13 protein-coding genes, 1 tRNA gene and 2 pseudogenes are annotated in these 23,198 nt (G+C 68.3%); 8 read left to right on the forward strand and 8 right to left on the reverse strand.

Annotated features, from left to right (window positions below; genetic code table 11):
• Nucleotides 1-360 precede the first annotated feature (360 nt).
• From ACYVHU_RS04175 to ACYVHU_RS04190, 4 genes are all read right to left on the reverse strand, one after another.
• Nucleotides 361-2,049, reverse strand: coding sequence for an ABC-F family ATP-binding cassette domain-containing protein (locus ACYVHU_RS04175; RefSeq protein ID WP_498947826.1), 1,689 nt, complete (start codon nucleotides 2,047-2,049; stop codon nucleotides 361-363).
• Nucleotides 2,050-2,768: 719 nt separating this feature from the next.
• On the reverse strand, nucleotides 2,769-4,388 hold the full coding sequence (locus ACYVHU_RS04180) for an endonuclease NucS domain-containing protein (RefSeq protein ID WP_432937902.1): 1,620 nt from the start codon (nucleotides 4,386-4,388) through the stop codon (nucleotides 2,769-2,771).
• A 411-nt stretch (nucleotides 4,389-4,799) separates the two neighbouring features.
• Nucleotides 4,800-5,396, reverse strand: coding sequence for a DUF2399 domain-containing protein (locus ACYVHU_RS04185; RefSeq protein ID WP_498947828.1), 597 nt, complete (start codon nucleotides 5,394-5,396; stop codon nucleotides 4,800-4,802).
• A complete protein-coding gene (locus ACYVHU_RS04190) occupies nucleotides 5,345-5,575 on the reverse strand; it encodes a hypothetical protein (RefSeq protein WP_498947565.1) in 231 nt (76 codons plus the stop codon). Before ACYVHU_RS04190 ends, ACYVHU_RS04185 begins: the two co-directional genes overlap by 52 nt.
• Before the next feature lie 1,496 nt (nucleotides 5,576-7,071).
• On the opposite strand from ACYVHU_RS04190, the gene ACYVHU_RS04195 reads away from it, so the two are divergent.
• The 5 genes and pseudogenes from ACYVHU_RS04195 (at nucleotide 7,072) to ACYVHU_RS04215 (ending at nucleotide 15,241) form a co-directional block, all read left to right on the forward strand.
• Nucleotides 7,072-9,141, forward strand: coding sequence for a DNA methyltransferase family protein (locus ACYVHU_RS04195; RefSeq protein ID WP_498947566.1), 2,070 nt, complete (start codon nucleotides 7,072-7,074; stop codon nucleotides 9,139-9,141).
• A gap of 31 nt (nucleotides 9,142-9,172) precedes the next feature.
• Entirely contained in the window at nucleotides 9,173-10,813 is a 1,641-nt protein-coding gene (locus ACYVHU_RS04200; protein ID WP_498947568.1) for a class I SAM-dependent DNA methyltransferase, read from the forward strand.
• A pseudogene (locus ACYVHU_RS04205) lies at nucleotides 10,806-11,267 on the forward strand (restriction endonuclease subunit S domain-containing protein); the annotation flags it as partial. The gene ACYVHU_RS04200 and the pseudogene ACYVHU_RS04205, both read left to right, overlap by 8 nt.
• Nucleotides 11,268-11,297: 30 nt before the next feature.
• Nucleotides 11,298-11,984 (forward strand): restriction endonuclease subunit S, encoded by a 687-nt coding sequence (locus ACYVHU_RS04210; protein WP_498947845.1) that lies wholly within the window; start codon nucleotides 11,298-11,300, stop codon nucleotides 11,982-11,984.
• Entirely contained in the window at nucleotides 11,981-15,241 is a 3,261-nt protein-coding gene (locus tag ACYVHU_RS04215) for a type I restriction endonuclease subunit R (RefSeq protein ID WP_498947569.1), read from the forward strand. The genes ACYVHU_RS04210 and ACYVHU_RS04215 overlap by 4 nt, the downstream gene beginning before the upstream one ends.
• Before the next feature lie 154 nt (nucleotides 15,242-15,395).
• Here the strand turns inward: ACYVHU_RS04215 and ACYVHU_RS04220 are convergent.
• Nucleotides 15,396-16,166 (reverse strand): annotated as a pseudogene (locus ACYVHU_RS04220) (transposase family protein).
• Between the two features lie 210 nt (nucleotides 16,167-16,376).
• Here ACYVHU_RS04220 and ACYVHU_RS04225 point away from each other — a divergent pair.
• The 3 genes from ACYVHU_RS04225 to ACYVHU_RS04235 all read left to right on the forward strand — a co-directional run bounded on the left by ACYVHU_RS04225 (nucleotide 16,377) and on the right by ACYVHU_RS04235 (nucleotide 21,117).
• Complete coding sequence (locus ACYVHU_RS04225) at nucleotides 16,377-18,854, forward strand: AAA family ATPase (protein ID WP_432937921.1); 2,478 nt, start codon at nucleotides 16,377-16,379, stop codon at nucleotides 18,852-18,854.
• Nucleotides 18,851-19,285: a hypothetical protein gene (locus ACYVHU_RS04230; protein WP_432937924.1), complete on the forward strand. Its 435-nt coding sequence runs from the start codon at nucleotides 18,851-18,853 to the stop codon at nucleotides 19,283-19,285. The genes ACYVHU_RS04225 and ACYVHU_RS04230 overlap by 4 nt, the downstream gene beginning before the upstream one ends.
• A gap of 146 nt (nucleotides 19,286-19,431) precedes the next feature.
• Nucleotides 19,432-21,117: a TIGR04141 family sporadically distributed protein gene (locus tag ACYVHU_RS04235; RefSeq protein WP_498947571.1), complete on the forward strand. Its 1,686-nt coding sequence runs from the start codon at nucleotides 19,432-19,434 to the stop codon at nucleotides 21,115-21,117.
• Nucleotides 21,118-21,760: 643 nt separating this feature from the next.
• Here ACYVHU_RS04235 and ACYVHU_RS04240 read toward each other — a convergent pair.
• The 3 genes from ACYVHU_RS04240 to ACYVHU_RS04250 form a co-directional block, all read right to left on the reverse strand.
• Entirely contained in the window at nucleotides 21,761-22,576 is an 816-nt protein-coding gene (locus tag ACYVHU_RS04240; RefSeq protein ID WP_432937930.1) for an SAVED domain-containing protein, read from the reverse strand.
• A 72-nt stretch (nucleotides 22,577-22,648) separates the two neighbouring features.
• Nucleotides 22,649-22,843: a hypothetical protein gene (locus ACYVHU_RS04245; protein ID WP_432937933.1), complete on the reverse strand. Its 195-nt coding sequence runs from the start codon at nucleotides 22,841-22,843 to the stop codon at nucleotides 22,649-22,651.
• 244 nt (nucleotides 22,844-23,087) lie between these two features.
• Nucleotides 23,088-23,161: transfer RNA gene (locus ACYVHU_RS04250), tRNA-Pro, on the reverse strand.
• Between the last annotated feature and the right edge of the window lie 37 nt (nucleotides 23,162-23,198).

A 23,198-nucleotide genomic window follows, 5' to 3' on the forward strand; every position in this document is an offset into this window, starting at 1 on the left:
GCCGCGTTCACCGGTTCGGGGCGGAGCGCCGTACGCCCGGGCCGTCCCTTCGAGGGACCGGTGTGCCGAGGCCGCGCGGAGGACCGATGGGGAACAGCGGCTCGTCACCGGGTCCGTGGCGGCGAACCCGTCGTGCTCCAGGCCCGCTGTTCCCGGGGAGGGGACGGCTCCGCCGCCCCGCTCCCGCTCCTTGGACGGTTCCCCGGCCGCCGCCCGGATCCCCGCGAGCCGGGACGGGGCACGACGGGGGACGACCCCACCGCCGGCCTGGACCCGCACCGTCGCGGTCCCGCCGCCGCACCGCCGCCGCGGGCCCGATCGGCGGAACCGGACGAGGGCGGCGGGGCGGGGGCTATCGGGTCACCGGCCGGCCTGCCCGGCTCCCGCGGAGACGGTCAGGGACGGCCAGGACGCGAGGTCGGCGAGCATCTGGCGGTCGTGCGTGGCGATGACGACGGCCGCCGGGGTGTTCCGCAGGGCGTCGGTGAGCTCGTCGACGAGCAGCGACGACAGGTGGTTCGAGGGCTCGTCGAGGATCACCAGGTCAGGCCGTTCGGCCAGGCACAACGCGAGGTGCAGGCGGCGCTTCTGCCCCTCCGACATCCGCCCGACGGGCGTGCGGAGCGCCTCGGCGTCCAACAGGCCCGTGGCGCGCGGCGAGACGAGGTCGGACTCGGCCACCTCCCCCCGTGACACGAGCCGTTCGGCGTGCGCCCGGTAGACCTCGTGCGCCTGGACGTCGTCCGCCCAGGCCGGGACCTCCTGGGACAGATGAGCGATCCGGGCGCCGTCGGATCTGCGCACCGAACCGCCCGTCGGGGCGATGGCACCGGTCAGGACCCCGAGCAGGGTGGTCTTGCCGGCCCCGTTCGGGCCGGTGACCAGGAGCCGGTCGCCGCCGTCGATCTCCAGGGAGACCGGGGTGTGCAGGCGTCCCGCGACGGCCACGTCGTCGCATCTCAGAATGGGGGCGCCGGGCTTGGTCGGCAGGTGCGGCCACTGCAGTGAGAGCGGCGGCCGGGGAACCGTGATCCGATGCGCCTCCAGGGCCTCCTGCCTGCGTTTGAGGCTCTGCACCACGCCCGGGGCGTGCGACTGCCGCTGGTGCTTCCCGGTGCCCTTGTCCGGTCGCCACCCGGTGGACAGCCGGTTGCGGGCCTCCTGCACCGCCTGCGCCAGTCTGGCGTGCTCGGCCCGCTGCGTCTCGTACTCCTGGGTCCAGCGTTCGCGTTCGCGTCGCCGGCCCTCCTGCCAGCCCGTATAGCCGCCGGAGAACACGCGCGGGCGTCCGTCCATGCTCGGGTCCAGGTCGAGGAAGTCGTCGGCGACCTCGCGCAGGAGCGCGCGGTCGTGGGTGACGATCATCAGGCCGCCGGAATGCGAGCGCAGGCGCGAGGCCAGGAACGCCTGCGCGCCGGCGTCGAGGTGGTTGGTCGGCTCGTCCAACAGCAGGATGTCGTGGTTGGCGCCGAGCAGGCACGCCAGGCGCACGCGGTAGCGCTCGCCGACGGACAGGGTGGCGAGTTCCCGGTCCCGGTCGGTGCACGCGCCGAGTCCCTCCAGGGCGACGTCGACCCTGCGGTCGGCGTCCCAGGCGTCGAGCCGCATGGCGGCGTCGAGCGCCGCCGTGTACAGGGCGTCCGCGCCCTCGTCGCCGTTCTCAAGGGCCTCCGTGGCGCGGTCCAGCGCGTGCAGGGCCAGGTGTGAGAGGCGCACCGACGCGGCGACCAGGGTGCCGACGGTCTCACCGTTGCGGGACGCGAGCGACTGGTGGACGACACCCACCGTGCCCGCGCGCTCCACCTGGCCGTCGTCGGGCGCGAGGTCGCCGGCGAGGACCCGCAGCAGCGTCGTCTTGCCCCGGCCGTTCTCTCCCACGAGCGCCACGCGCGACCGTTGGGAGATCGTGGCGTCGACGCCGGCGAGGACCGGACGTCCGCCGAGGACGACCCGGACCCCGCGGGCGCGGACGTGCGCGTTCGCGCCGGCCGGGAGCCGCCCGGCCGCGTTCAGCGCGGAGAGGAGTTCGTGTGTCGAGCGGCTGGACAGCCGGTCGCGTGAGGGACGTGCTTCCAAGGTGTGCTCCACGTTTCGCGGCGGAGCCGGGCAGCACAAGAAGACCGCCCGGCGGGACGACCGGGACGGCGGACACACGAGAGATGGGAGAAGAGCTCGATGCCGCGCCGTCAGGCGCGGAGACGTAGCCTCATGGAAGCGATACCCGTATACACGCCGACCACGGTACCCGACCAGGGACGCCGGAGCGAGGGGATATCCGCATGGCCCCTCAGGGGAGAGAGCGGCCGTCCGCCCACGCGCCCGGACGCCGGCGGCCCTTGGACCTGGGTTCCTCGGTCTGGCACGCGACCAAGTCGACAAGGACAGGCGTAGGCCCGGGAAGCGTGCTACGCCTCAGTCCCGGACTCCTCCCGGGACCGTGTCCGGACGCGTCATGGCGCGCGATCGGCGGAAGGCGTGCCCACCCCGCAGCAGACGGCGCGGAGTGAAACGGAGACGGGACGACACGCCTCGTCTTCTCATGGCCCCTATTCTCGTTCACATACGAAGAAGGCCGGTCCCGTAGGACCGGCCTTCGCGCTGATCGAGGTGACCGAAGTCGAACCTACGGCCTCTCCGTCCCGAATGAGGTCCGGGGCGGCATCGGCTGTGCTGTTTTTCTGCCTGATCAGGGCGTTGAGGGCGGTGGTTCCGGGCGGTCTTGATGTGAGGAGGCAGGAGGAGACCGCAAATGTGCGATATGTGGTCGGTTATCGGATATCGATGACTGCACGGTACTCCGCTGCTAGGGCATCGACCTGATGGCGTCGCTGCGCGAGGTATTTCGCGATAGATACAATCTCCCCATTGGCCGTTATTTCGGCGTACGCCTCGGCGTACTCCTGGGGGTGCTCATGGGAGGAACAGGCGTACGCGGTGCCTTCGCGTAGCCGCCATATACGGTGTTCGTCGACAGGGGAACCTTTGGTGGGGTCGGAGCCGATCTTCTCCAGCAGCACGTAGTGCAATCCCAGGAGATCCAGTAGCTCCTGGTCGTAGGCCCCGCCCAACCCCGCCGATCTGTTGACCATCCAGTGGATCGGGTCTCGGTGGATGAGTCGGACCGCTTCCGGTAGCGTGGTTCCGCCTCCGTTCCAACATAGAGTCCCGCGGACGAGGCTTTGGCGTCCTGGCTCCGGGTACGTACCGCCTATGAGCATCGGCAGGTATTCGTTCAGCCCATCCGGCCAGCCGAACACTATGGCCTGGAGAAGGTCACACGGGCTGTAGACGTGCAACCACACGTCACCGTCGCCGACTCGCCGGGCTGCGTCGTTGAGCCAGCCGTGCACCAATGATTTCCATTCATGGTTGCCGGCGAGGCTGTTCTCGGTCTCCTTGAGGAACCCATTCCAGCGCGCCGTGATCTGAGGACTTGCGGATCCGGTGAAAATGACCTGACTGTCACCTCGGTCATCTCCACTGAGAAAGCGGTAAAGGTCCCTCTCCCCGAAGGGGCTGGTATCACTGAATGCACCCGTGCCCCGGTACTGACGCACGGCCCACTCCGGGCTGTTCGCGATATCACGCAACCGTCCGGGTTGCGCGCTTTCCAGGCTCATACCGGGAAGGCTCTGACGAGCGACATGGTTACAGATGCCGCGCAGAGCAAGGTATTCGGCAGGGTACTGCGAGGCGAAGGGTTCCGGTCCGTCATAACCAGTGAAGAGGTGCTCAGAGGCTCTCACCTTGTCGATACGGCCAATGGCGAGGTACAGGCCGAAGGGTGCGAGGGCGAGATCCTTCCGTGCGATGCGATCGAAGTCGGCGGCCAAAAGGTCCGCGGCCCCGATCTCGTCCGCCAGCTTGGTGATCTCTCGCCATGTCTGCCGCCGTTGCTCTGCAGTAGGGAAGAAGAACATCACGTGGATAGGAGTGATGCGGTGTTCGAATGCCTGAGGTAGGAGCTTGACGCGCTCGGCGTGACTGGGAGACCCGCTACCGTCCAGATGCAACTGGTACCCGCGCAGATCATGGCTCCAATCCCGGGCTACGTTACTGACAGGCACCAGAAGTTCATCCCAGTCCGGCGGAGTGGCTATGATCATCGCGCGGATGCGATCAGCAGCCAGGTGCTTCTCCCGGCATAGGAGTTCGGTGTACTTCGCGACCTCGTGCAGAGCCTGTCGCGACGTAGCCTTGGACCGCTTCAGTTCAATGACGACCCACAGATCGTTGCGGTCAAGCGCCAGGATGTCGATACTACCGCGGGTGCCGTGAGCATTGGGCAGCGGGTATTCCTGGAACTGCACGGGCCGCAGTCCCCGCTCGATCAATTCGAGGTTACGAACGAGGGCGTCACGGAGATCCCGTTCAAGAGGTGGTTGCATACAGGCAAGAGTATGATTCAGCGCTGACGCGTATGAGATTTTGAGCCGTCCTCGGCGGCTCACCACTGCCTACAATTATCTCTGAGGGATGGACCGATCCTCCCTTCCTCGAGACGCTGAGGTGGTTTCAAGTCTCCAGGGCGAACACGGTGACATGGAAACGATTACTCCCGATGTCGGCACCCGATATGATCTTCCCATCAGGGATGTTGCTGGAGGGAGCCAACCCTTTGGTGAGGGTGCGGGGATGTCGCTGCCGTTGCGCTTGACGACCGTCGACATCAACGCGAGCACTGTCCAGGGGAACCTTGATGAGGTCGCCGATGCCCCCTCTGTCGTTCCAGACGAGGGCCTGCCAGGCAGCGCTATGGTGTCCAGCCTGCTGTCGGCTGGCGGGGGTTGTATAAGGTGCTAACCAGCCAGGTCGTCCACCAGAAGGTCGAGGGTGACCTCCTCGTGGAGTCCGACACCGAGGGCGGTTATGGCGGGGGCGAGATCCGGATCCCAGACTGCGCTGACGGGTTGACCGTCGAGCGGTAGCTGTGGAATTCCCTCGGCCTTACTCCGGGTGGCCAGACGCTCGTAGTCCTCGGCGCCCATGCGCCACGGCAGGGCCCTGTAGCGGCGGATGATCCGATTCGCGAGAGCGATGCCCGGCCAGTCGAAGTCGCCGTGGTAGGCAAAACGGCAGCCGGTGGCGGCGAGGGCGTCGAGAAGTGTGAGGACCACTGTGGTGGCACTGCCGGAGGTGCATACCACGGGCCGAACACAGGCGGTGTCCGCCGCGGCTTCCACCACGCGCGGATTCTCGCAGATGTAGATCACCGTTTTGGCGGGTAGCCGCAACCGCAGGCCGTGCAGATCGCGCTGTGTGAGGTGGGCTTCGGCGTGGTGGTCGGCCCGCTCTCGCAGGGCCCGCTCCCGCCATCCGCCGCCGACGGGCCGCAGACCGTAGGTCAGCACTGTGCTGGAGACCTCGTCCGGTGTGACGGAGACCAGCCGCCACAGTGCTCGTCGGCTGGCCCCTCGGTCTCGCGCAGCTTCGCCATGACGTCCGGGACGGCCAGATCCGCCAGCAGGGTTCCGCAGAACACTCGCATGATCGCGATGTGCTCCAGCCGCTCGGGCGCGCTGAGATAGGTGTACGCGCCCAGCCGCCGATGCGCCGTGCTGTCGGCGTCCTGCACCGCAGGATCCCGCGCTGCGTCTGGTACGGGGGGCTCCAAGGCTGCGAGGTTATGTGGCGCGTCCGGCCATCGCCGGTGGGTGGCCGGAAGAAGCCACGATGCCCGCCAGATGACGCCTTGGTCTCCCTTGACGAATCGGGTTCGGCCGCCTCTGCCGGCGAGGGCACTACCAGGCGTGGGCGTCGTGGCCCGACACCGTCTGGGGAGGCCGGGCGGTGGCAGATCGGGGAGGCACGTCGGTGCTGAGGCCGGGCCGGCTCCCGTTCGGCAGTGGCCGGGAGCGGGATGGAGCTCCGTTCCGATCACTCTTCGGTCGGCCGACCGACCCTGGACGGCTTCGACCATGTCCCGAAGACGCTCGTACCCGCCCATGTCTCTGGGATGCCGGCGCCGACGCGTATTCTGCGCGGGAAGGCCGACCTCGTACGGCTTGTCAGCGGATCCGGTCTCCCGTGCCGCAGTGCCTGCGGCCGCCAGTGCTCGGACAGGAGCCCGGTCGCCGGCTTCCACCGCCTCCATGGGGTCCGATCGCAGCACGTCACCGATGTGGTCGCCGAGCGCCTCGAAAGAGGCGGCCGCCCGGCGGGAGCCCTCTTCGGCCTCTTCCCGTCCGGTTCCGGTGCGTTGCTCGGCTCGTTGGGAGCCTCGTCCGTCCGGGCACGCCCAGGCAGGGGCGTTCCGGTTCTCCTTCCGGCGTTGACCCCCGTGCCAGGTCGGCCTCGGGCCGGCGGCCGGGATTTCTCTGCGGCACTGTTCTCGAAGGCCGGCAGTGGCGGGGACAGAGACGGGGGCGTCGTCGCGCAGTGCGTGGGCAGGAGGACGGTGTCGGCCGTGGGAAGGATCTTCTCCACGTCCGCCGGCCCTCACAGGGATGTGTCGGTCCGTCCGACGGTCATGTGGCCGGCAGGGGTCGCCCTTGGTGGCCTGGTGAGCGAGATCGCCGTGAGGAGCGGGAAAGGCGCTTCCGGTCGTCCCGGTCTCATCCGGACGCGCTGTGATCCCCACGCCGAAACGCTTGGTGGTCTTTCACGACTCACAGACCTCTTCGGCCTGCTCCTCAAGTCCGGTCACCACTTCGGCCGGCTCGCCTGCTCTGTGGCCCTGTCCCGGCGGTCGCCGCATTTCCCCGAAGGCGTCTTGGAGGCGAAACGGGCACGTCCTTGACCTCCGGTCATGCGGACGGGGCCCTGAGCCCTGCCCCCGGACTCTCCTCAAGCGACGGGGGAGGTCAGCATCTGTTGGTAACCCCCCTTATCAGATAATCGCTTTGAATGGTCTGTTGATCGTCGTATGGTTCTGTCGCATGGGCAGGATCCGGGGAACCGAGGTGTGCCGAAGGGGCCGAGCCGATGACCGAGGTAACCGAACCTACTGGAGCCGGACGGGGAGAGGCACCCACTATGACCCCTGATCCGCTTGGCGTACCCTCCCGCACGACGAGACCCCTGCTGGTAACCCTGTCAGACATCGCCGCTTTCGCCCGGGTGAAGCGTCCCGTGGTCTCCACCTGGCGCCGCCGCCACCCGGACTTCCCCGCCGCCGTGTCCGAGGATTCGGGACGTCCATTGTTCGACGGTGCCGAGGTGGCCGAGTGGTTGATCGCCTCCGATCTGGGCAACGCCGCCCCGGCGGAACTCCGGTCCGAGCTGGCCCTTTTCGGCATCATCGCGCTGCGGGAACGGTTCACGCCGTGGCAGCTTGTCGAGGCGCTGGGAAGTCTTCTATGCCTGCGCCGGCTCGACGGCCGGCCGCTGACCGACGGGGTGGACGGGCCTGCGAGCGGCACCGGAGCGGACGAGATGCTGTGGTCCGCCGTGCTGCGCCGCGCCGAGCGGATCGACATGGAGGACGAGTTCGTCCTCCGGGAACTGCGCTCCCTCGACGCCACCGCCGCCCCGCTCGCCCGTCTCGCCGAGGACCTGGTCGAGGCCGCCTACGACGAGCGCGGCGCCTACGAGTGGCTGCTCGCCGCCCGCTCCCGGCTCGGCCTGGACTCCCTGGCCGCCGATGCCGTCACCCCGGAGCTGCGTCGCCTGCTCACCCGGCTCGCCGATCTCCGTCTCCGCCTGGAGCATGGTGAGGCCCTCACCCTCGCCGACCCGCACGCCCGCGCCGGCGACCTGCTCGCCGCACTCCTCGACCACACGGAGAACCGCGACCGCCTCACCGTCCTCGCCGCCGACCCCGACGAGCGGCTGGCCCGCATCACCCGCCGCCGCCTCCTCCTCGCCGGTGTGAGCGAACTCGACCTCGACGTCCAGACCGGCATCGACCTGGAGGAACGTCTCTCCGACCCGGACCTCATCGTCACCCAGCTCCCCTACCGCCCCGGTGAGGAGCGTTCCGTGGTCGCCGCCCTGGCGGAGGTGGAACGCGTCTCCGACCTCCTCCGCCCCGGATGCATGGCCCTCGTCCTGGGGCCGGCCGACGCGCTCGTGGACGAACTCAAGGACACCGAGGCGTCCCGGCTCCGCTCGGCCCTTCTGCGCGGCAACGTCGTCGAGTCCGTCATCGCGCTTCCCGGTGGCGTACTGCCGTTCCGTCCCGGTTACCGTCCCGCGCTGTGGACGCTCACCCGCGGCCCCGTCCCCGAGGCGGAGGGCAAGGTCCTGCTGGCCGACATCAGCTCCGAGCGGCTCACAACGGAGGTGAGCATACGGCTCGCCGAGGATGTCCTCCTCTGGCGGGCGGAAGGCCTCCGGGAACTCGACGGTCACGATCCGCGCTACGGCCGTGTGGTCTCCGTCGCCGCCCTGGAGCAGACCTTCGGCGGCCCGCTGACCCCGCCGGCACCGCCCGCTGCCGTGATCTGGTCCGACAGGCTCAGGGAACGCCCAGCCCTGATCGCCGAGGCCGAAGCGCACCTGGAGCGGGCGACGGTCGGCATCCGCAGGTACGAGGACGAGCACGGCCCCTACCGGGGAGGCGTACTGCGCCGCGTGGGCCGCCTGCCCCGGCGTGTCACCCTCGGCAGGCTGATCGCCGAACACAGGGTGACCCGGCTTCCGGGTCACCGCGTCGACGACCGGCACCTCACGGCGGACGGCCATCACGTCGTCCTCGGTCCCGAGGAGGTCACCGGCGCACGGCCCGTCGGCGCACGCCGCATCGACCGGTTGCTCCTGGCCACCGAGTACGGCCGGGTGGCACTCACCGAGCCCGGCGACGTCGTCTACACCCTTACACCCCGGCTCGGCCTTTACGTCGACCACGACGGTTTCTCGGTGGTCGCCTTCCCGGCCCGCGTCCTCCGCGTGAACCCTCATGCCGCCCGCCCGCTGACCCCGCGTGTCCTGGCGGCCCTGCTGGGTGCCGCCCGGGGCACCGCCCGCAGCCCCGGCGCGGTACGGCCGGCCCGTGGTGTCGAGGACTACCAGCTCCCCGAGCTCGACCCGGACGAGGTCCGGCGCTTCGACGCCCTGCTGGCCGAGATCGAGCGCAGGGAACGCCTGCTGCGCGCGCAGACCGATGCCCTCGCCGAGGCGCGCAACCTGACGATTGCCGGCCTGGCGGACGGCACGCTCACCCTTGCCGATCCGCCCGCCCGTCCCGCCGACCTCACATAGCCCATCCTCCGATCAACAGGAAGAAGGAACGATGCCTCCCCGCAAGCGAACCGCGGCAGCCGCCGGTCAGGGCGAACTGCCCGGCGTCTCCAGCACCAAGGAGATCCAGGACATCCTGTGGAAGGCCGCGGACAAGCTCCGCGGCTCCATGGACGCAGCCCAGTACAAGGAGTTCGTGCTCGGCCTGGTCTTCCTGAAGTACGTCTCCGACGCCTTCGCCGAGCGCCGCGAGGAACTGGCCGCCGACCCCGAGCTGGCCCAGATCCCCGAGCACCGCCGCGCGGCCTTCCTCGAGGACAAGGACGAGTACACCCGGAAGGACGTCTTCTGGGTGCCCCCGACCGCCCGCTGGGACTACATCTCCGAGAACGCGGCCAGCGTGGAGGGCGGTGTCGGCAGGCTCCTCGACACGGCCATGGACGAGGTGATGAAGGCCAACAAGGCCCTCACCGGCGTCCTCCCGAAGATCTTCAACCGCGACAACGTCGACCAGAAGCGCCTGAAGGAACTCGTCGACCTCATCAGCGACGCCCGCTTCACCGGCCACGGCGACCGGCCCGCCCAGGACGTGCTGGGCGAGACGTACGAGTACTTCCTGGAGAAGTTCGCCCGGGCCGAGGGCAAGCGGGCCGGCGAGTTCTACACCCCGGCCAGCGTGGTCCGCCTGATCGTCGAGGTGCTGGAGCCGTACGAGGGGCGGGTGTACGACCCGGCGTGCGGCTCGGGCGGCATGTTCGTCCAGAGCGGCAAGTTCGTCGCGAAGCGGCGGGGCAGGGACCACACGCACGACATCGCGGTCTACGGCCAGGAGGCCAATGAGCGCACTTGGCGCCTGGCCAAGATGAACCTCGCCATCCACGGCATGGACCCCAAGGGCGTCGGCGACCGCTGGGCGGACACGTTCGCGGATGACAAGCTGCCGGATCTGAAGGCCGACTTCGTCATGGCCAACCCGCCGTTCAACATGTCCGACTGGGCGAGGAAGACGGACGACCGGCGCTGGAAGTACGGGGTCCCGCCCCAGTCGAACGCCAACTACGCCTGGCTACAGCACATCATCTCCAAGCTGGGCGACCGGGGCAGCGCGGGCGTGGTCCTGTCCAACGGCTCGATGTCGTCCAAGCAGTCGGGCGAGGGCGAGATCCGCGCGGCGATGGTCGAGGCGGACCTGGTCTCCTGCATGATCGCCCTGCCGGCCAACCTGTTCCGTACGACGGCGATCCCCGCGTGCCTGTGGTTCCTGACGAAGGACAAGACCCCGCAGGGCGCCAAGGCGCTGGAAGACCGGCGGAGCCGGGTCCTGTTCATCGACGCGCGGTCGATGGGCACGATGGTCGACCGCACGGAGCGGATCCTCACGGAGGAGGACCTGGAGAAGATCTCCGACACGTACCACGCGTGGCGGGGAACGAAGTCGGCGAAGGACAAGGGCCTCACCTACGAGGACGTGCCGGGGTACTGCTACAGCGCGACGCTGGAGGAGATCAAGAAGCACGACTATGTGCTGACTCCGGGGCGGTACGTGGGTACGGCGGAGGCCGAGGAGGACCCGGACGCGGAGCCGGTGGAGGAGCGGATCGCTCGGCTGACCAAGGAGCTGTTCGAGCTGCTGGACGAGTCGGCGCGGTTGGACGCGGTGGTGCGGGAGCAGCTGGGGAGGATCGATGGCTGAGTGGCGTGAATACCAGGTTGGTGAAGTCGCTCAGGTCTTTGATGGACCGCATGCAACGCCTAAAAAGACGAGTAGTGGCCCTTGGTTCCTCAGTATCTCCAGTTTGGACCGCGGCCGGCTTAACCTAGCCGATTCTGCGCACCTCTCGGAAGAGGACTTTGCTAAGTGGACGCGTAGGATTACACCTGAGCCGGGAGATGTCTTGTTTTCGTACGAGACTCGTCTTGGTGACGCTGCCCTCATGCCCGAAGGGGTCAGAGCCTGTTTGGGGCGCAGGATGGGGATTCTACGCCCTAAGCGAGAGTATGTCTTGCCTAGATTTCTTATGCTCACTTATTTGGCGCCGGAATTTCAGGCAACTATTCGGTCGCGGGCGATTCATGGGGCTACTGTTGACCGAATTCCGTTAACGGAGTTGCCGAAATGGCCTATCAGGCTCCCTGGATTGTCGCTTCAGTCAGCGATCGTAGAGGTGCTGGGGGCGTTGGATGACAAGGTCGAGGTAAACAAGCGCACCGCATTCACAGCAGAAAGCCTCTGTCGGGCCATTTTCTCGGAACAATCATGGGAGAAGCGCACGACTGTTGAGGAGATCTCATCCTTGCGTAAGGAGCAAGTTTTGCCAGCTGCCCTCGCTGAGGCAAGGGTGGCTCATTATAGCTTGCCTGCCTTTGATTCGGGCGCAATGCCGGAGATCGCAGACCCTCGATCCATTAAGAGTGCAAAATTTGTAGTTTATGGTCCGTCGGTCTTGCTGTCGAAATTGAACCCCGAAATTCCTCGAGTATGGAACGTTTTTCCGGATCAGAACCTCCCGGCCCTCGCATCTACCGAGTTCCTCGTGCTGGAGCCGCGGAATGGAGTGACGGCAGCTGAGCTGTGGGCAGTGTTGTATCAACCTGGCTTGTTGGGCGACCTCGCAGCTAAAGCCGCCGGTACTTCTAAAAGTCATCAGCGGGTGCGGCCATCTGAGGTCATGACTGCATCAGTAATTGATCCGCGCGAGCTTGGGCACTCACGAGGGCAGGTGCGAGCACTGGCTGACCGTGCCATGCAAGCCCGTAATGAGTCGCGCGCCCTGGCGGACCTCCGCGACACCCTCCTCCCCCAGCTGATGTCCGGCAAGCTCCGCGTCCGTGACGCCGAGAAGATCGTGGAGGACGCCGTATGACCACCGAAAGAGGCAACGAGCGCACCCCCGCCCACCTGGATGCCAAATTGACCGAGTCCGCCTGGGAACACCTCGCCTTAGACGAACTTGGCGAGCTTGCATGGGAGGTCAAGGCCGGCAAGGATCTCGCCCCCGGCACTGGGCATCGCCGCGACTGGGACGACCTGATCCTGCACGACGAGCTCCAGGCGGCCATCGAGAAGCTGAATCCGGAGCTGACCGCCACCGCCGTCCACGAAGCCCTCCGTATCGCCACCGATCCCGCCTCCCGTGAGGCGTATCCGGAGAACCGGCAGGCGCACGGGTACCTCATCGACGGCATCCGGCTGGCCTACACCGACGAGTTCGGCGCCGAGCAGTCTCCGACCGTCCGCCTCGTCGACTTCACGGACCCCCACGCGAACAGCTACCTCGCCGTCAACCAGGTCACCGTCCGGGAGACCGACGGCAGCCACCGTCGCTTCGACATCGTCCTCTACGTCAACGGCCTGCCCCTCGCCGTCGTCGAGCTGAAGAGCGCCTCCGACGAGAACGCGACCCTCAAGTCCGCGCACGCGCAACTCCAGACCTATGTCCAGGAGTTCCCGATCGCGTTCCGCTACAACGTGCTCTGTCTCGTCTCGGACGGCATAACCGCCAAGTACGGCACCATCTTCACACCGTACGAGCATTTCGCGCCCTGGAACGTGGACGAGAATGGCGAACGCGTCGACACCAGCGAGCCCGGCTACGACGGCCTCGACGCACTGAACCTGGCGCTGCACGGTCTGTTCACGCAGGACCGGTTCCTCTCCCTCACCCGCAACTTCGTCAACTTCCCCCCGCCCAGGCCCGGCGATCCCCTCTCCGGCAAGCGCATCGCGAAGCCGCACCAGTACTTCGCGGTCAACAAGGCGGTGGACGCGGTGGTCGAGGCGTCCCACTCGACCGGGCAGGCCGGCGTCGTCTGGCACACGCAGGGTGCGGGCAAGTCGGAGGAGATGGTGGAGACGGCCGCGCTCGTCTCCCGCCACCCCGCCCTGAACAACCCCACCATCGTCGTCGTCACCGACCGCAACGACCTCGACGACCAGCTCTACGGCACCTTCCAGGACAGCAAGACCCTTCTCGGGCAGGAGCCCGTCCAGGTCAACACGCGCGAAGAGCTGCGCACCGAGCTGAAGAGCCGCACCGTCGGCGGGATCGTCTTCACCACCCTCCAGAAGTTCGGCCTGAGCAAGGAGGAGAAGGCGGCCGGCAAGTCCCATCCGCTCCTGTCCGAGCGCCGCAACATCCTGGTGATCGTCGACGAGGCGCACCGCTCCCACTACGACAGCCTCGACGGGTACGCCCGCCACCTGCGCGACGCGCTCCCGTACGCCACCATGCTCGCCTTCACCGGCACGCCGATCTCCAGGGCCGAGGCCGACACCCGCGCCGTCTTCGGCGAGTACATCGACATCTACGACCTGAAGCGTGCCGTCGACGACGGGGCCACGGTCCGCGTCTTCCACGAGCCGCGCGTCATCGAGGTCGACCTGCCCAAGGAGGTCGATCCGGGCAAGCTCGACGAGCAGGCCAACAGCCTGACCGAGGGCATGGACGACGCCGAGCGCCGCCGCGCCATCAAGTACGCCACGACGATGAACACGGTCTACGGTGCTCCCGACCGGATGGCGAAGCTCGCCGACGACCTGATCGCCCACTGGGAGCAGCGCCGCGAACTGGTCAAGCCCGATCTCGGTGGTCCCGGCAAGGCGATGGTCGTCTGCGCCACCCGCGACATCTGCGTACGGCTCTTCGACGCGCTGGCCGAGCGGCGGCCGGACTGGGTCGGTGAGGAACCCGACCAGGGTGTCATGAAGATCGTCTTCCACAGTGAGCCCTCGGACGAACCGCATCTGCGCAGGCACGCTCTCCGCCCGTCCCAGCAGAAGGTCGTCCAGGCCCGCGCCAAGGACCCCGACGACGAGCTGGAACTGCTCATCGTCCACTCGATGCTGCTCACCGGCTACGACGCGCCGCCCATCCACACCCTGTACATGGACCGCCCCATGCAGGGGGCCAACCTGATGCAGGCCCTGGCCCGCGTCAACCGCCGCTTCCGGGGCAAGCAGGACGGCCTTCTGGTCGGCTACGCGCCCCTCACCGACAACCTCACCAAGGCCCTGCGCGAGTACTCGGACCAGGACCGCAAGGACCAGACGCTCGGCGCGGACATCGAGCGGGCCATCACCGAGGTCAAGAACGAGCTGTCCGCCATCAAGGGGATGCTGGCCGGGTGCCGCTGGAGAGAGTGGCTGGCCGACACCGGCCGTCCCGACTTCCGTAAACGCGCGCTGCGCCTGACCGCCGACTTCCTGCGCGACCCGAAGAATCCGGGTAACCAGGTCGAACCCGGCACCAAACCGCTCTCCGCCCGTTTCAAGGACAGTGCCGCCCGCCTCGACCGCTTCTACCACGTCTGCGCGATGAGCCGCGAGATCGTCGAGCGCTGCGCGGACATGGACGAGTGGCGTCGCGACATCGCCTTCTTCAGTGAGGTCCGGGCGTGGATGGTCAAGCTCGATGCGGCACAGCGTGAGGCGAGCGGGCAACCGCTCAGCGCCGAGGTCCAGCGCTACCTCCAGGCGCTGGCGGCCTCGGTCGTCGATGCCGACGAGATCACCGACCTGTACGCGGAGGCGGGGATCGGCCGGTTGGACATCACCCGCATCAACGAGGCGCAGCTGCACAAGCTGGAGAACTCCGAGACGCCGCACCTGGTCACCGAGGCGCTGCGCCGCATGATCCAGCAGAAGATGCGCGAAGTGACCAGGCACAACGTCGTCCGGAACGAGAGCTTCTCCAAGCGTCTCGACGACCTGATGAAGCGGTACATGCTCCAGCAGCTCACCAGCGCCCAGGTCATCGCCGAACTCGCCGCCCTGGCCAGGGAGGTCTCGGCGGAGGCCCGCCGCGGCGAACAGTTCGATCCGCCGCTCACCCACGCGGAACTGGCCTTCTACGACGCGGTCGCCCACCGGAACATGGCCGAGCTGATGGAGGGCGGCCAGGACACCCTCGCCGAGATCGCCCGGGCCCTGGTGAAGGACATCCGCAAGAACCTCTCCGTCGACTGGCTCTCCCGCGAGCCCGTCCGGGCCAAGCTGCGCACCCGCATCCGCCGCGTGCTGGCGATGTTCGACTACCCGCCGGAGGAGGAACGCGAAGCGGTCGACCTGGTCCTCAAGCAGATGGAGATCGTGGCCGCCCTGTGGGCCCCTGCCGCGAAGTAGGCCGGAACGTGACGGGCGGCGAGCCGGACACGGACCGCCGCCCGGCCGCGCCGGCCGGTGTCATGGAGCGGCGACACGCCGTCCAGCCGGCAGGACGATATGGGCGGAGGCGTCCCTTAGGGCGTCGGCTCACCTGCAGAGGCCTTAAGTCATCTCATCCGGTGAACCTGTGGTAACGGATCGATGTGCCGGCGAAGGCCGAGAAGCACTCGGCTTTGCGCTCGTACCGGCGGTGCAGGCGGCGGTATCCGGCCGGCCAGGCCATGGCGGCCGGCCTGTCACCGGTGTCGCCCCGACCGCTTCGAGTAATCCAGGTCCTTGCGGGCCGGACGGTGCGCGGCCCCCTGCTCATGGGCCCGACGGCACAGGTGGACGTAGTCCTGGCCCTTACCGCCGTACAGCTTGGCCCGGGCCTGCGGGGCCCACGGCGTGAGGGGATCGCAGGAGACCCCGCCACTGGAGGTTGCAAGGCCTGGCTGCTGTGGGTACCGGCCCTGGAGAGCGCCGGTGAAAGGGCCAGGCCATCCCGGCCGGTGATCAAGCGGACCTCCGAGCCTTCCCGCCCCGGACGACAGGATCGGGACCTGTCGGATCCTCCTTATTCGAGGGCGCGTATGTTCACCGGGCCGATCGCGTACCACGACCAGTCCGGCTCGCCGTAGGCACCGAGCCCGTCCAGCACGAACCGGTGGAGGCCGGCTCGGACACGAGTGCGGATCCACTCGGTGAGGCGGCGGTACACGACGGGTCCGGACACGGACGGGGGCCGGGCCCGGGTACAGCCGGTGGTGGCCACGGAGAAGGCCGCGGCCAGGACGCGGTGGACGCCGTGTCCGCGCCGTCCGCCGCATGGGGTCCTCAGGCGCCACACCCGCTGGAACAGCACCCACAGTTCGCCTGGCAGCAGCCGTTCCGCCATCGCCACGCGGTCAGGCTACCGAAAATCCGAATCGCGCACCCTATATATAATGATAACCCCGGTTATCAATGAATCAATAGTCTATGAAGTCTTCGCGTCTCTAACATCTGTTCCGTCGCACCGGGCTCGCGGACCGCCGGAGGCTCCCCACCTCTCACTCACCGCGGCCGCCCGGCCGGCCCACACCGGAACGGACCACGAGAGGCGGAGAGCGCCATGGCGGAACATCCCGAACAGCACAAGTCCCCCGAGCACGTCGAGCAGGCCGGGCAGCCCTCCGGTGACGGCCCTTCGGTGCTCTCCCGGCTGGTCGGCCGCCTCGAAGCATCCACCCTCGCCGAGGGGGCCAAGGAGATGTTCCGCGAGGCGCTGGGCGGGTCGGGAAGCGGCTCGGGCACGCAGGCCGGCCCATATCCGGATCAGCGGGTGTTCCTCGAATCCATCAGCGTCAGCGGCTTTCGCGGCATCGGCCGCAAGGCGCGCCTGCCGCTGGCCGCGAAGCCCGGTGTCACCCTCGTGGTGGGACGCAACGGTTCGGGGAAGTCCAGCTTCGCCGAGGGCGTTGAGACGGCGTTCACCGGCCGGACCGCACGCCTCGACCGGCAGCGCGGTGAGGTGTGGCGCCGGCACTGGCGCAACCTGCACGACGGGGCCGAACCGAAGGTCGAGGTCCGCCTCTCCATCGCGGGCGACGCCAAGCCGTCCACGCTGACGTGCACCTGGCCCGGAGGTGACGTCACGGCTCCCGAGGTCGGGTTCAAGCGGCCAGGGCACGGCCGGCACCCCTTCGGCCAGGCCGGCTGGGGACGGGCACTGCACGACTACCGGCCCTTCCTGTCCTACTCCGATCTCGACAAGGTCATCAGCGGTAAGCCCAGTGAGCTCTACGATTCGATCGCCACCATCCTCGGGCTCGGCGAACTGACGGCCGTGGACGAGCGGCTCCAGGCCGTCGAGAAGGAGCTCGACTCGGCGGTGAAGGCGGCCGAGGCCGAGCTGCCCGCACTCGTCGAGACGCTCCGCGCACTGGACGACCCCCGGGCCGGGCGCGCGCTCGCGGCCGTCAGCGCGACGGGGACTCCCGACTTCGGCGTGCTGGACGCTCTCGTGACCGGACTGCCTGACGCGGACGACGACCGTCTCCGGGAACTGCGCGCGACCGTCGAGCTGTCCGGTCCCGACCTCGACGCGGTCGGCGCGGCCGTGGACCGGCTGCACAAGGCCCTCGCCGTGCTGGACGACGTACGCACCTCGGGTGCCGAGGACGCCCACCAGCGAGCCGAACTGCTGTCCAAGGCCCTGGAGCACGGCCGCCGGCACACGAACGAGGACACCTGCCCCGTGTGCGGATCCGACCGGCCGCTCGATGAGGCGTGGGCCGAGCGGGCCGCCGAACAGGTGGCGGCTCTGCGGCGCGAGGCCGCCGCCGCGCAGGAGGCCCGTACCGAGTTGCGAGAGGCGGCGGACTCCGTTCGCTACCTCGTCGCACAGGCCCCCGCGTGGCTGCCCGGACCACTGGTGGCCCCGTGGGAGGAGTGGGCGGCCTGCCGGGCGATCGAGGACGCCGAGCGGCTCGCCGCCCGTGCCGAGAGCGCCGCGCTCGTTCTCGCCGACGCCTGCGCGGCCCTGCGTGAGGAGGCCGCCCGGGAGCTCGAGAAGCTCGACGAGGAGTGGCGTCGCTGCGTCACCCGCCTCGCCGCCTGGCTCGGCCGGGCCCGGGCCGCGCACGCGGGCAAGCCCCGGCTACGCCAGGTGAGGGCGGCCCGCAGGTGGCTCAAGGAGGCGTGCGCCGAGCTGCGCGAGGAACGGCTGCGGCCGTTCGAGGACCACTCGCAGCGGATCTGGGAGGAGCTGCGCCAGCAGAGCAACGTCGACCTGCGTGCCCTGCGCCTGACCGGCAGCGAGAAGGCTTCCGTGCGCAGACTCGTGATGGAGGTGGCCGTGGACGGCACGGAGGCCGCCGCGCTGGGGGTCATGAGCCAGGGCGAGCTGCACTCCCTTTCCCTCTCGCTCTTCCTGCCACGCGCCGCCGCACCGGACAGTCCCTTCGGGTTCGTCGTCATCGACGACCCCGTGCAGTCCATGGACCCCGCGAAGGTCCACGGCCTAGCGAAGGTCCTGCATGACCTCGGCGAGACCCGCCAAGTCGTCGTCTTCACGCACGACACGCGGCTCCAGCGGGCCTTCACCGGCCAGGAACTCCCGGTGACGATCCTGGAGGTGGAGCGGCAGGCGCGCTCGACGGTGACCGTGCGCCGGGTGACCGACCCGATCGACCAGGCGCTGAGCGACGCACACGCTCTCGCCTGTACGCCGGGCCTGCCGCCGGCCGCCCTGACCCACGTCCTGCCCAGCCTGTGCCGCACGGTCCTGGAGCGCGCCTTCTCCGAGGCCGCCTGGTTGCGGCTGCACCGTGCCGGACTGACCGAGCACGATGCGGAGAAGACCATCACGGCCGCCGCCAAGCTGATCGACATCGCCGCCCTGGGACTCTTCGGAGACCCGTCGAGGAAGGCGGGCGACGTCTACCGGGAGCTGCGCAGACGCTGTGGTCCCCAGGCATTGGACCTCATCAGGCAGTGCCAGGATGGCGCCCACCCGGCCGGCACCTCGATACCGGATCCCCTGCGGTTCGTGAGAGACATCGAGACCATCGCCCGGAACGTGCGCAAGCCGGAGGCGACCGGCCGATGAACCCGACGATTTGCGAGTTGCTGGACACCGCCGACCGGCTCGTTGCGGACGACGGCGGCCCCGCCTCCAACGGGCTCCACAGCATCAAGGCCGGAGCGGCCGTGTCCGGCCCGCCCACCGTACTCACCGCCACCGTGGCGAGCCGGTGCCGCGGTGCGGCCTTCGCTCTCCGGGCCGCACTGGAGAGCGCGGTCACCGCCCGCCTCACCGAACACGGCGCACCCCACGTGATCCGCAGGGGCAACATGCGGGCCGCACTTCTCTGGCTCCGCGGTTGCACCGAAGCCGGGACCGCCCGCCGGGCGAAGGCCGCGTGGAGCCAGCTCTGCCTCGGCTGCCACTACCACCAGTACGAGATCGGCCCTACGCAGGACCAGGTCCGTGCCTGGCGCGGCGAAGTCGCGGCGCTCGTCGCACTGCTGGCCCGCTGACCGCGGGCCGGCCAGCACCATCAACCGGATCCGGCCCCAGGCAGACCTCCATCCACTGCGCCGCGACAGCCACCGAAGGGAGGGAGAAGCACGTGAGAACCAGACCACGAGGGCGGCCGTCACCGTCCCGCACAAGGAGCGGCACCATGGCGACCCGTACGTCCAAACGAACCATCTACCGCCTCAGGGGCGTCGCTCCCACCGTCGACACGATGTTCGACGCCCTGGACGTCGACCGACTGGAGAAGGCCCACGCGGATCTCCGCTTTCCCGAGAGGCTCGGTGTACCGGCGCTCCTGATCACCGGCAGCTTCGAGCAGCCTGTCGCGGGCTGGTGCGAAGAGGTCTTCATCACGACCGGCATCAAGGTGTCACGGCCGGTCAACCGCTCGGCCGGACTGCTGATGCTCGCCGTCGACGGCGAAGTGTACGCCATCGGCTACGACCAGGGTTTCCGGCTGCTCCCCGACCGGATCAAGGACCACCGTTTCGGGCTGAGCTTCGCGTCTCGCCGGGTGGACCCCGGAAGGATCCGGGACCTGGTCTCGCACAGTCCGGGCGGAGGACGCACCGACATCACCCTGATCCCGGGCGGCGCCTCGGTGTGGAGCCTGGGCGTCGTCGAGCACGCCCAGGTCGTGCGTCGCCTCGGCGGCCACCTGGACGACATTCCGCTCACCCTCTCCCGTGACAACCCGGCGAAGATCTCCAGCGTGGAGGGCGGTGTCGGTCTGCGTCTGCGGCTCGGGGTGGAGGGCGATGACCTTATCGCCGATATCCGTGCGATCGCCCGTGTGTTGAGGGAGGAGAAGCCGAGCCCGGAGCTGGAGTTCGTCGAGCATGTCGTGCCCGTCGCCGCCCCGGATCTCCTCACCCGCCTGGAGGCCGCCTTCGACGACCTCCTGGGGCAGGAGCGCGATGGGAGGATCAACGCTGCGGTTCCCGCCGACCATTGGGACGACTACACGGCCGCACGAGCGTTCAGGGCCAGGATCAACAGCGACGCGGCCGGCTGGGCGACCGACGACTTCGATCTCGGCTACGTCCTCGGCCGGGCCCGCGTCCAGCGGGCCGGCAGACGCGTGACCGTCCTCCGGGAAGGAACCGTCACCCTCTACCGGCACAGCCGTGCCGATCGGTCCGACGAGATCTGGGCGTCCGGCGCGCTCCGGTGGCTCGAGGCGGAGGTGTCCCTGGACTCTCGCCGGTTCTTCCTGATGGACGAACAATGGTACGAGATCGACCAGGGGTACCTGAAGACGATCCGCTCGCACGTCGAGCGGCTGATCACCGGCTCCCCGTCCGTGGACCTGCCCCCATGGGTCCTCGGAGAAACGGAGCGCTCTTACAACGCGTCCGTGCCGGACCAGCGGCCCGGGTACGTCTGTTTCGACCGTAACAACGTCCAGACCGCACTGCACCACGGGAACGGCGTGGAGATCTGTGACCTGCTGAGTCCGGACAACGTCCTGGTCATGGTCAAGCGCGCCAAGGGTTCTGACGCGCTGAGCCATCTCTTCAGCCAGGCGCTCGTCGCCGTACAGACGCTGCGGAACTCCCCGGAGGCGAGAGAACGGTTCGCCGAGAAGGTGGCCGAGGCCCGCAAGGGGCGCGGCCTGCCGGAGAACTACCGGCCTACGAAGGTCGTCTTTGCGATCCTGCTGAAGGACGGCACGGAACTCACCGCCGACACCCTGTTCCCGTTCTCGCAGGTCACCCTGGTGCAGGCGGCCAGGACGCTCGAAGCGTGGGGTGTTGAGGTCGAGGTCGTCGGCATCGCCCCCGCTTCACCGGCTGCTGGCTCGACTGGTCACCCGCGGTTCGTGGCGTAGCCGCCGCGATCGCACAACGGGCGCTCATGTTCTCCGGCGTGCCATTCCGGATCCTGCCGTGCCGTGACGAGGATTCAGCCACCACCACGCCACCGGTTCATACCAACCGCCTTCACACCGCGTTGACAGGAGATGCTGCGTGGACAACGCCGGTCCCCAAGGAAGTCTTTCATCACGCACCCGGAGGCAGCACCGTGCTCCGGATCGGCCAAGGCGAGCGATCCGCCTCGGCCGGTGTGGCCGGAAGAGCTCGGACGATCGTCGGGCCGGTATCGGTGGGCGGTATACCACCGGCGCTGAAGCGGCCCGGGAACAGCACGACTGGTCCGTACTGGTGGCCTGTTCCGCAGACGCCAGGCGGTGAGGGGAGCAGGCGTGCTCCTCTCACCGATCAGCGTGGCACAGCCACGGCGAGCACGCGTAAGGGTGAGGCACCGGCTGTCCGACGGCTCGATTGGACAGGTCCAGCTGAGACTTACCGGATGCTGACCAGCAGTGCACGGCCCTGGTCGTACCGCTGAGGCAGGTGCCCTGAGGCGACAGGCCAGCTGTCCCGAGCGAGTCCGGGCTCCGCCCCGGCCCCTCTGACCACAGCCGTGCCGTACCCCTCTGAATGAAGCCCACGCCCTTCAGATCGGTCCTCTCATGCCTCCACGGTGAACGCCGCTTCGTATATGTCACCAGTCTTGACGTCCTCATACACCACGGCCTGGCACAGCCGGTTCCATCGGCTGCCCAGCAGGACCGCAAGCCCCATGGGGCAGGCGAAGAAGAGGGACATGCGCTGGACTCGGCGGGTGGAGCGGCGGAGACGGTCCCGGATGCCTACGGCCAGGGCATTTGCGGTGGTGTTGTCGGGGATGGAGTTGTCCTTCGCCTTGCCGCCCGGCGGGGAGAGGACGATGAGCTTGCTGACGGGAAGGACCTGTTCACGCAGGTAATCCAAGACGTCCTCAGTGGGATCCGTTGCCACGGCGATGGCGACGGCGAGTTCGTCTTCTTGGCCGATCTCGTGCTCGACGACTTCCGGGGTCAACTCGGTATCGAATGGGTCGTTCGTGGACCAGAGTCGGCTGCCATCCCTTCCACGCTGCATTACCGCGAGGTCGGTGCCGATGACCATGAAGGTGATACCGACCAGGAAGGCCGGCGCCAGGCGGATGCTGCCCGTAATGGAGATGGCGGTCGTCCCGATGGGCAGGCGCCCAGGCGCGGCCTCGATGTCTGCCTGCAACTGGGCCCAGGTATTCGGCGGCAGCGGGCGACGCTTGATGTATGCGGAGGCGCCGTCAAAGCGGTCGACCCAGTCGATGGCATGGTCGGAGTTGGATGCCAGCGGGTCCGGCTTGAGGGTGGCGATCGACAGGACGGCCCGGGCGGGCCCGGCTTTCAGATCGAGGTCGGCGATGGCGGCCTTGACCATCGGGAGCGTGAACTCACATCGGCTTTCGCGGACCATTTCGGCGACCTAGTTCGTTCCTTACTCAAACGCGTGCTGGCCGTTGCGGAGCCCGGTGACGGACATCGGGAGTTACAGTTTCTCCTGGTAGCAGACCATGCCCAGAGGCAGATCGAAGCGCAGCATCGACAAGAGGCCGACTAGCTCGACCTCGGTCAGCCCTTCCCCCTGCGCCCACCGAGCACGGGCCTTGCCTCGGTTCGTCCCGGCTCCATCGAACTTTGCTTCGGGCATCAGGAGATTGGTGCGGGCGTTGCGACCGGCCATCAGGTCGTCCCCGGGGTCGGTCGGCCGGTTGGTGACCAGGCACAGGTCGACGCTGTCACATCCAAGCTCACCACCTGTTTCGAAGCGACAGGGCGGTGGTGGAGCGCGAAGGAGGGCGCCGCTGGGAGCTCGCCGGGGATCTGGATTTCGAGGTCGGCCCCCAAGCGGTTTTCAGACCGGCTCCTGGAACCGCTCAGGGGCCTGATTCACATGTGAATCAGGCCCCTGAGCTGGTATTCCTCCGTCGGGGTGGCGGGATTTGAACCCACGACCTCTTCGTCCCGAACGAAGCGCGCTGCCAAGCTGCGCTACACCCCGAAGCAACAAGGAAGAGTCTAGCGGACTGCGCGGGGTG

The organism is Marinactinospora endophytica, assembly GCF_054780875.1.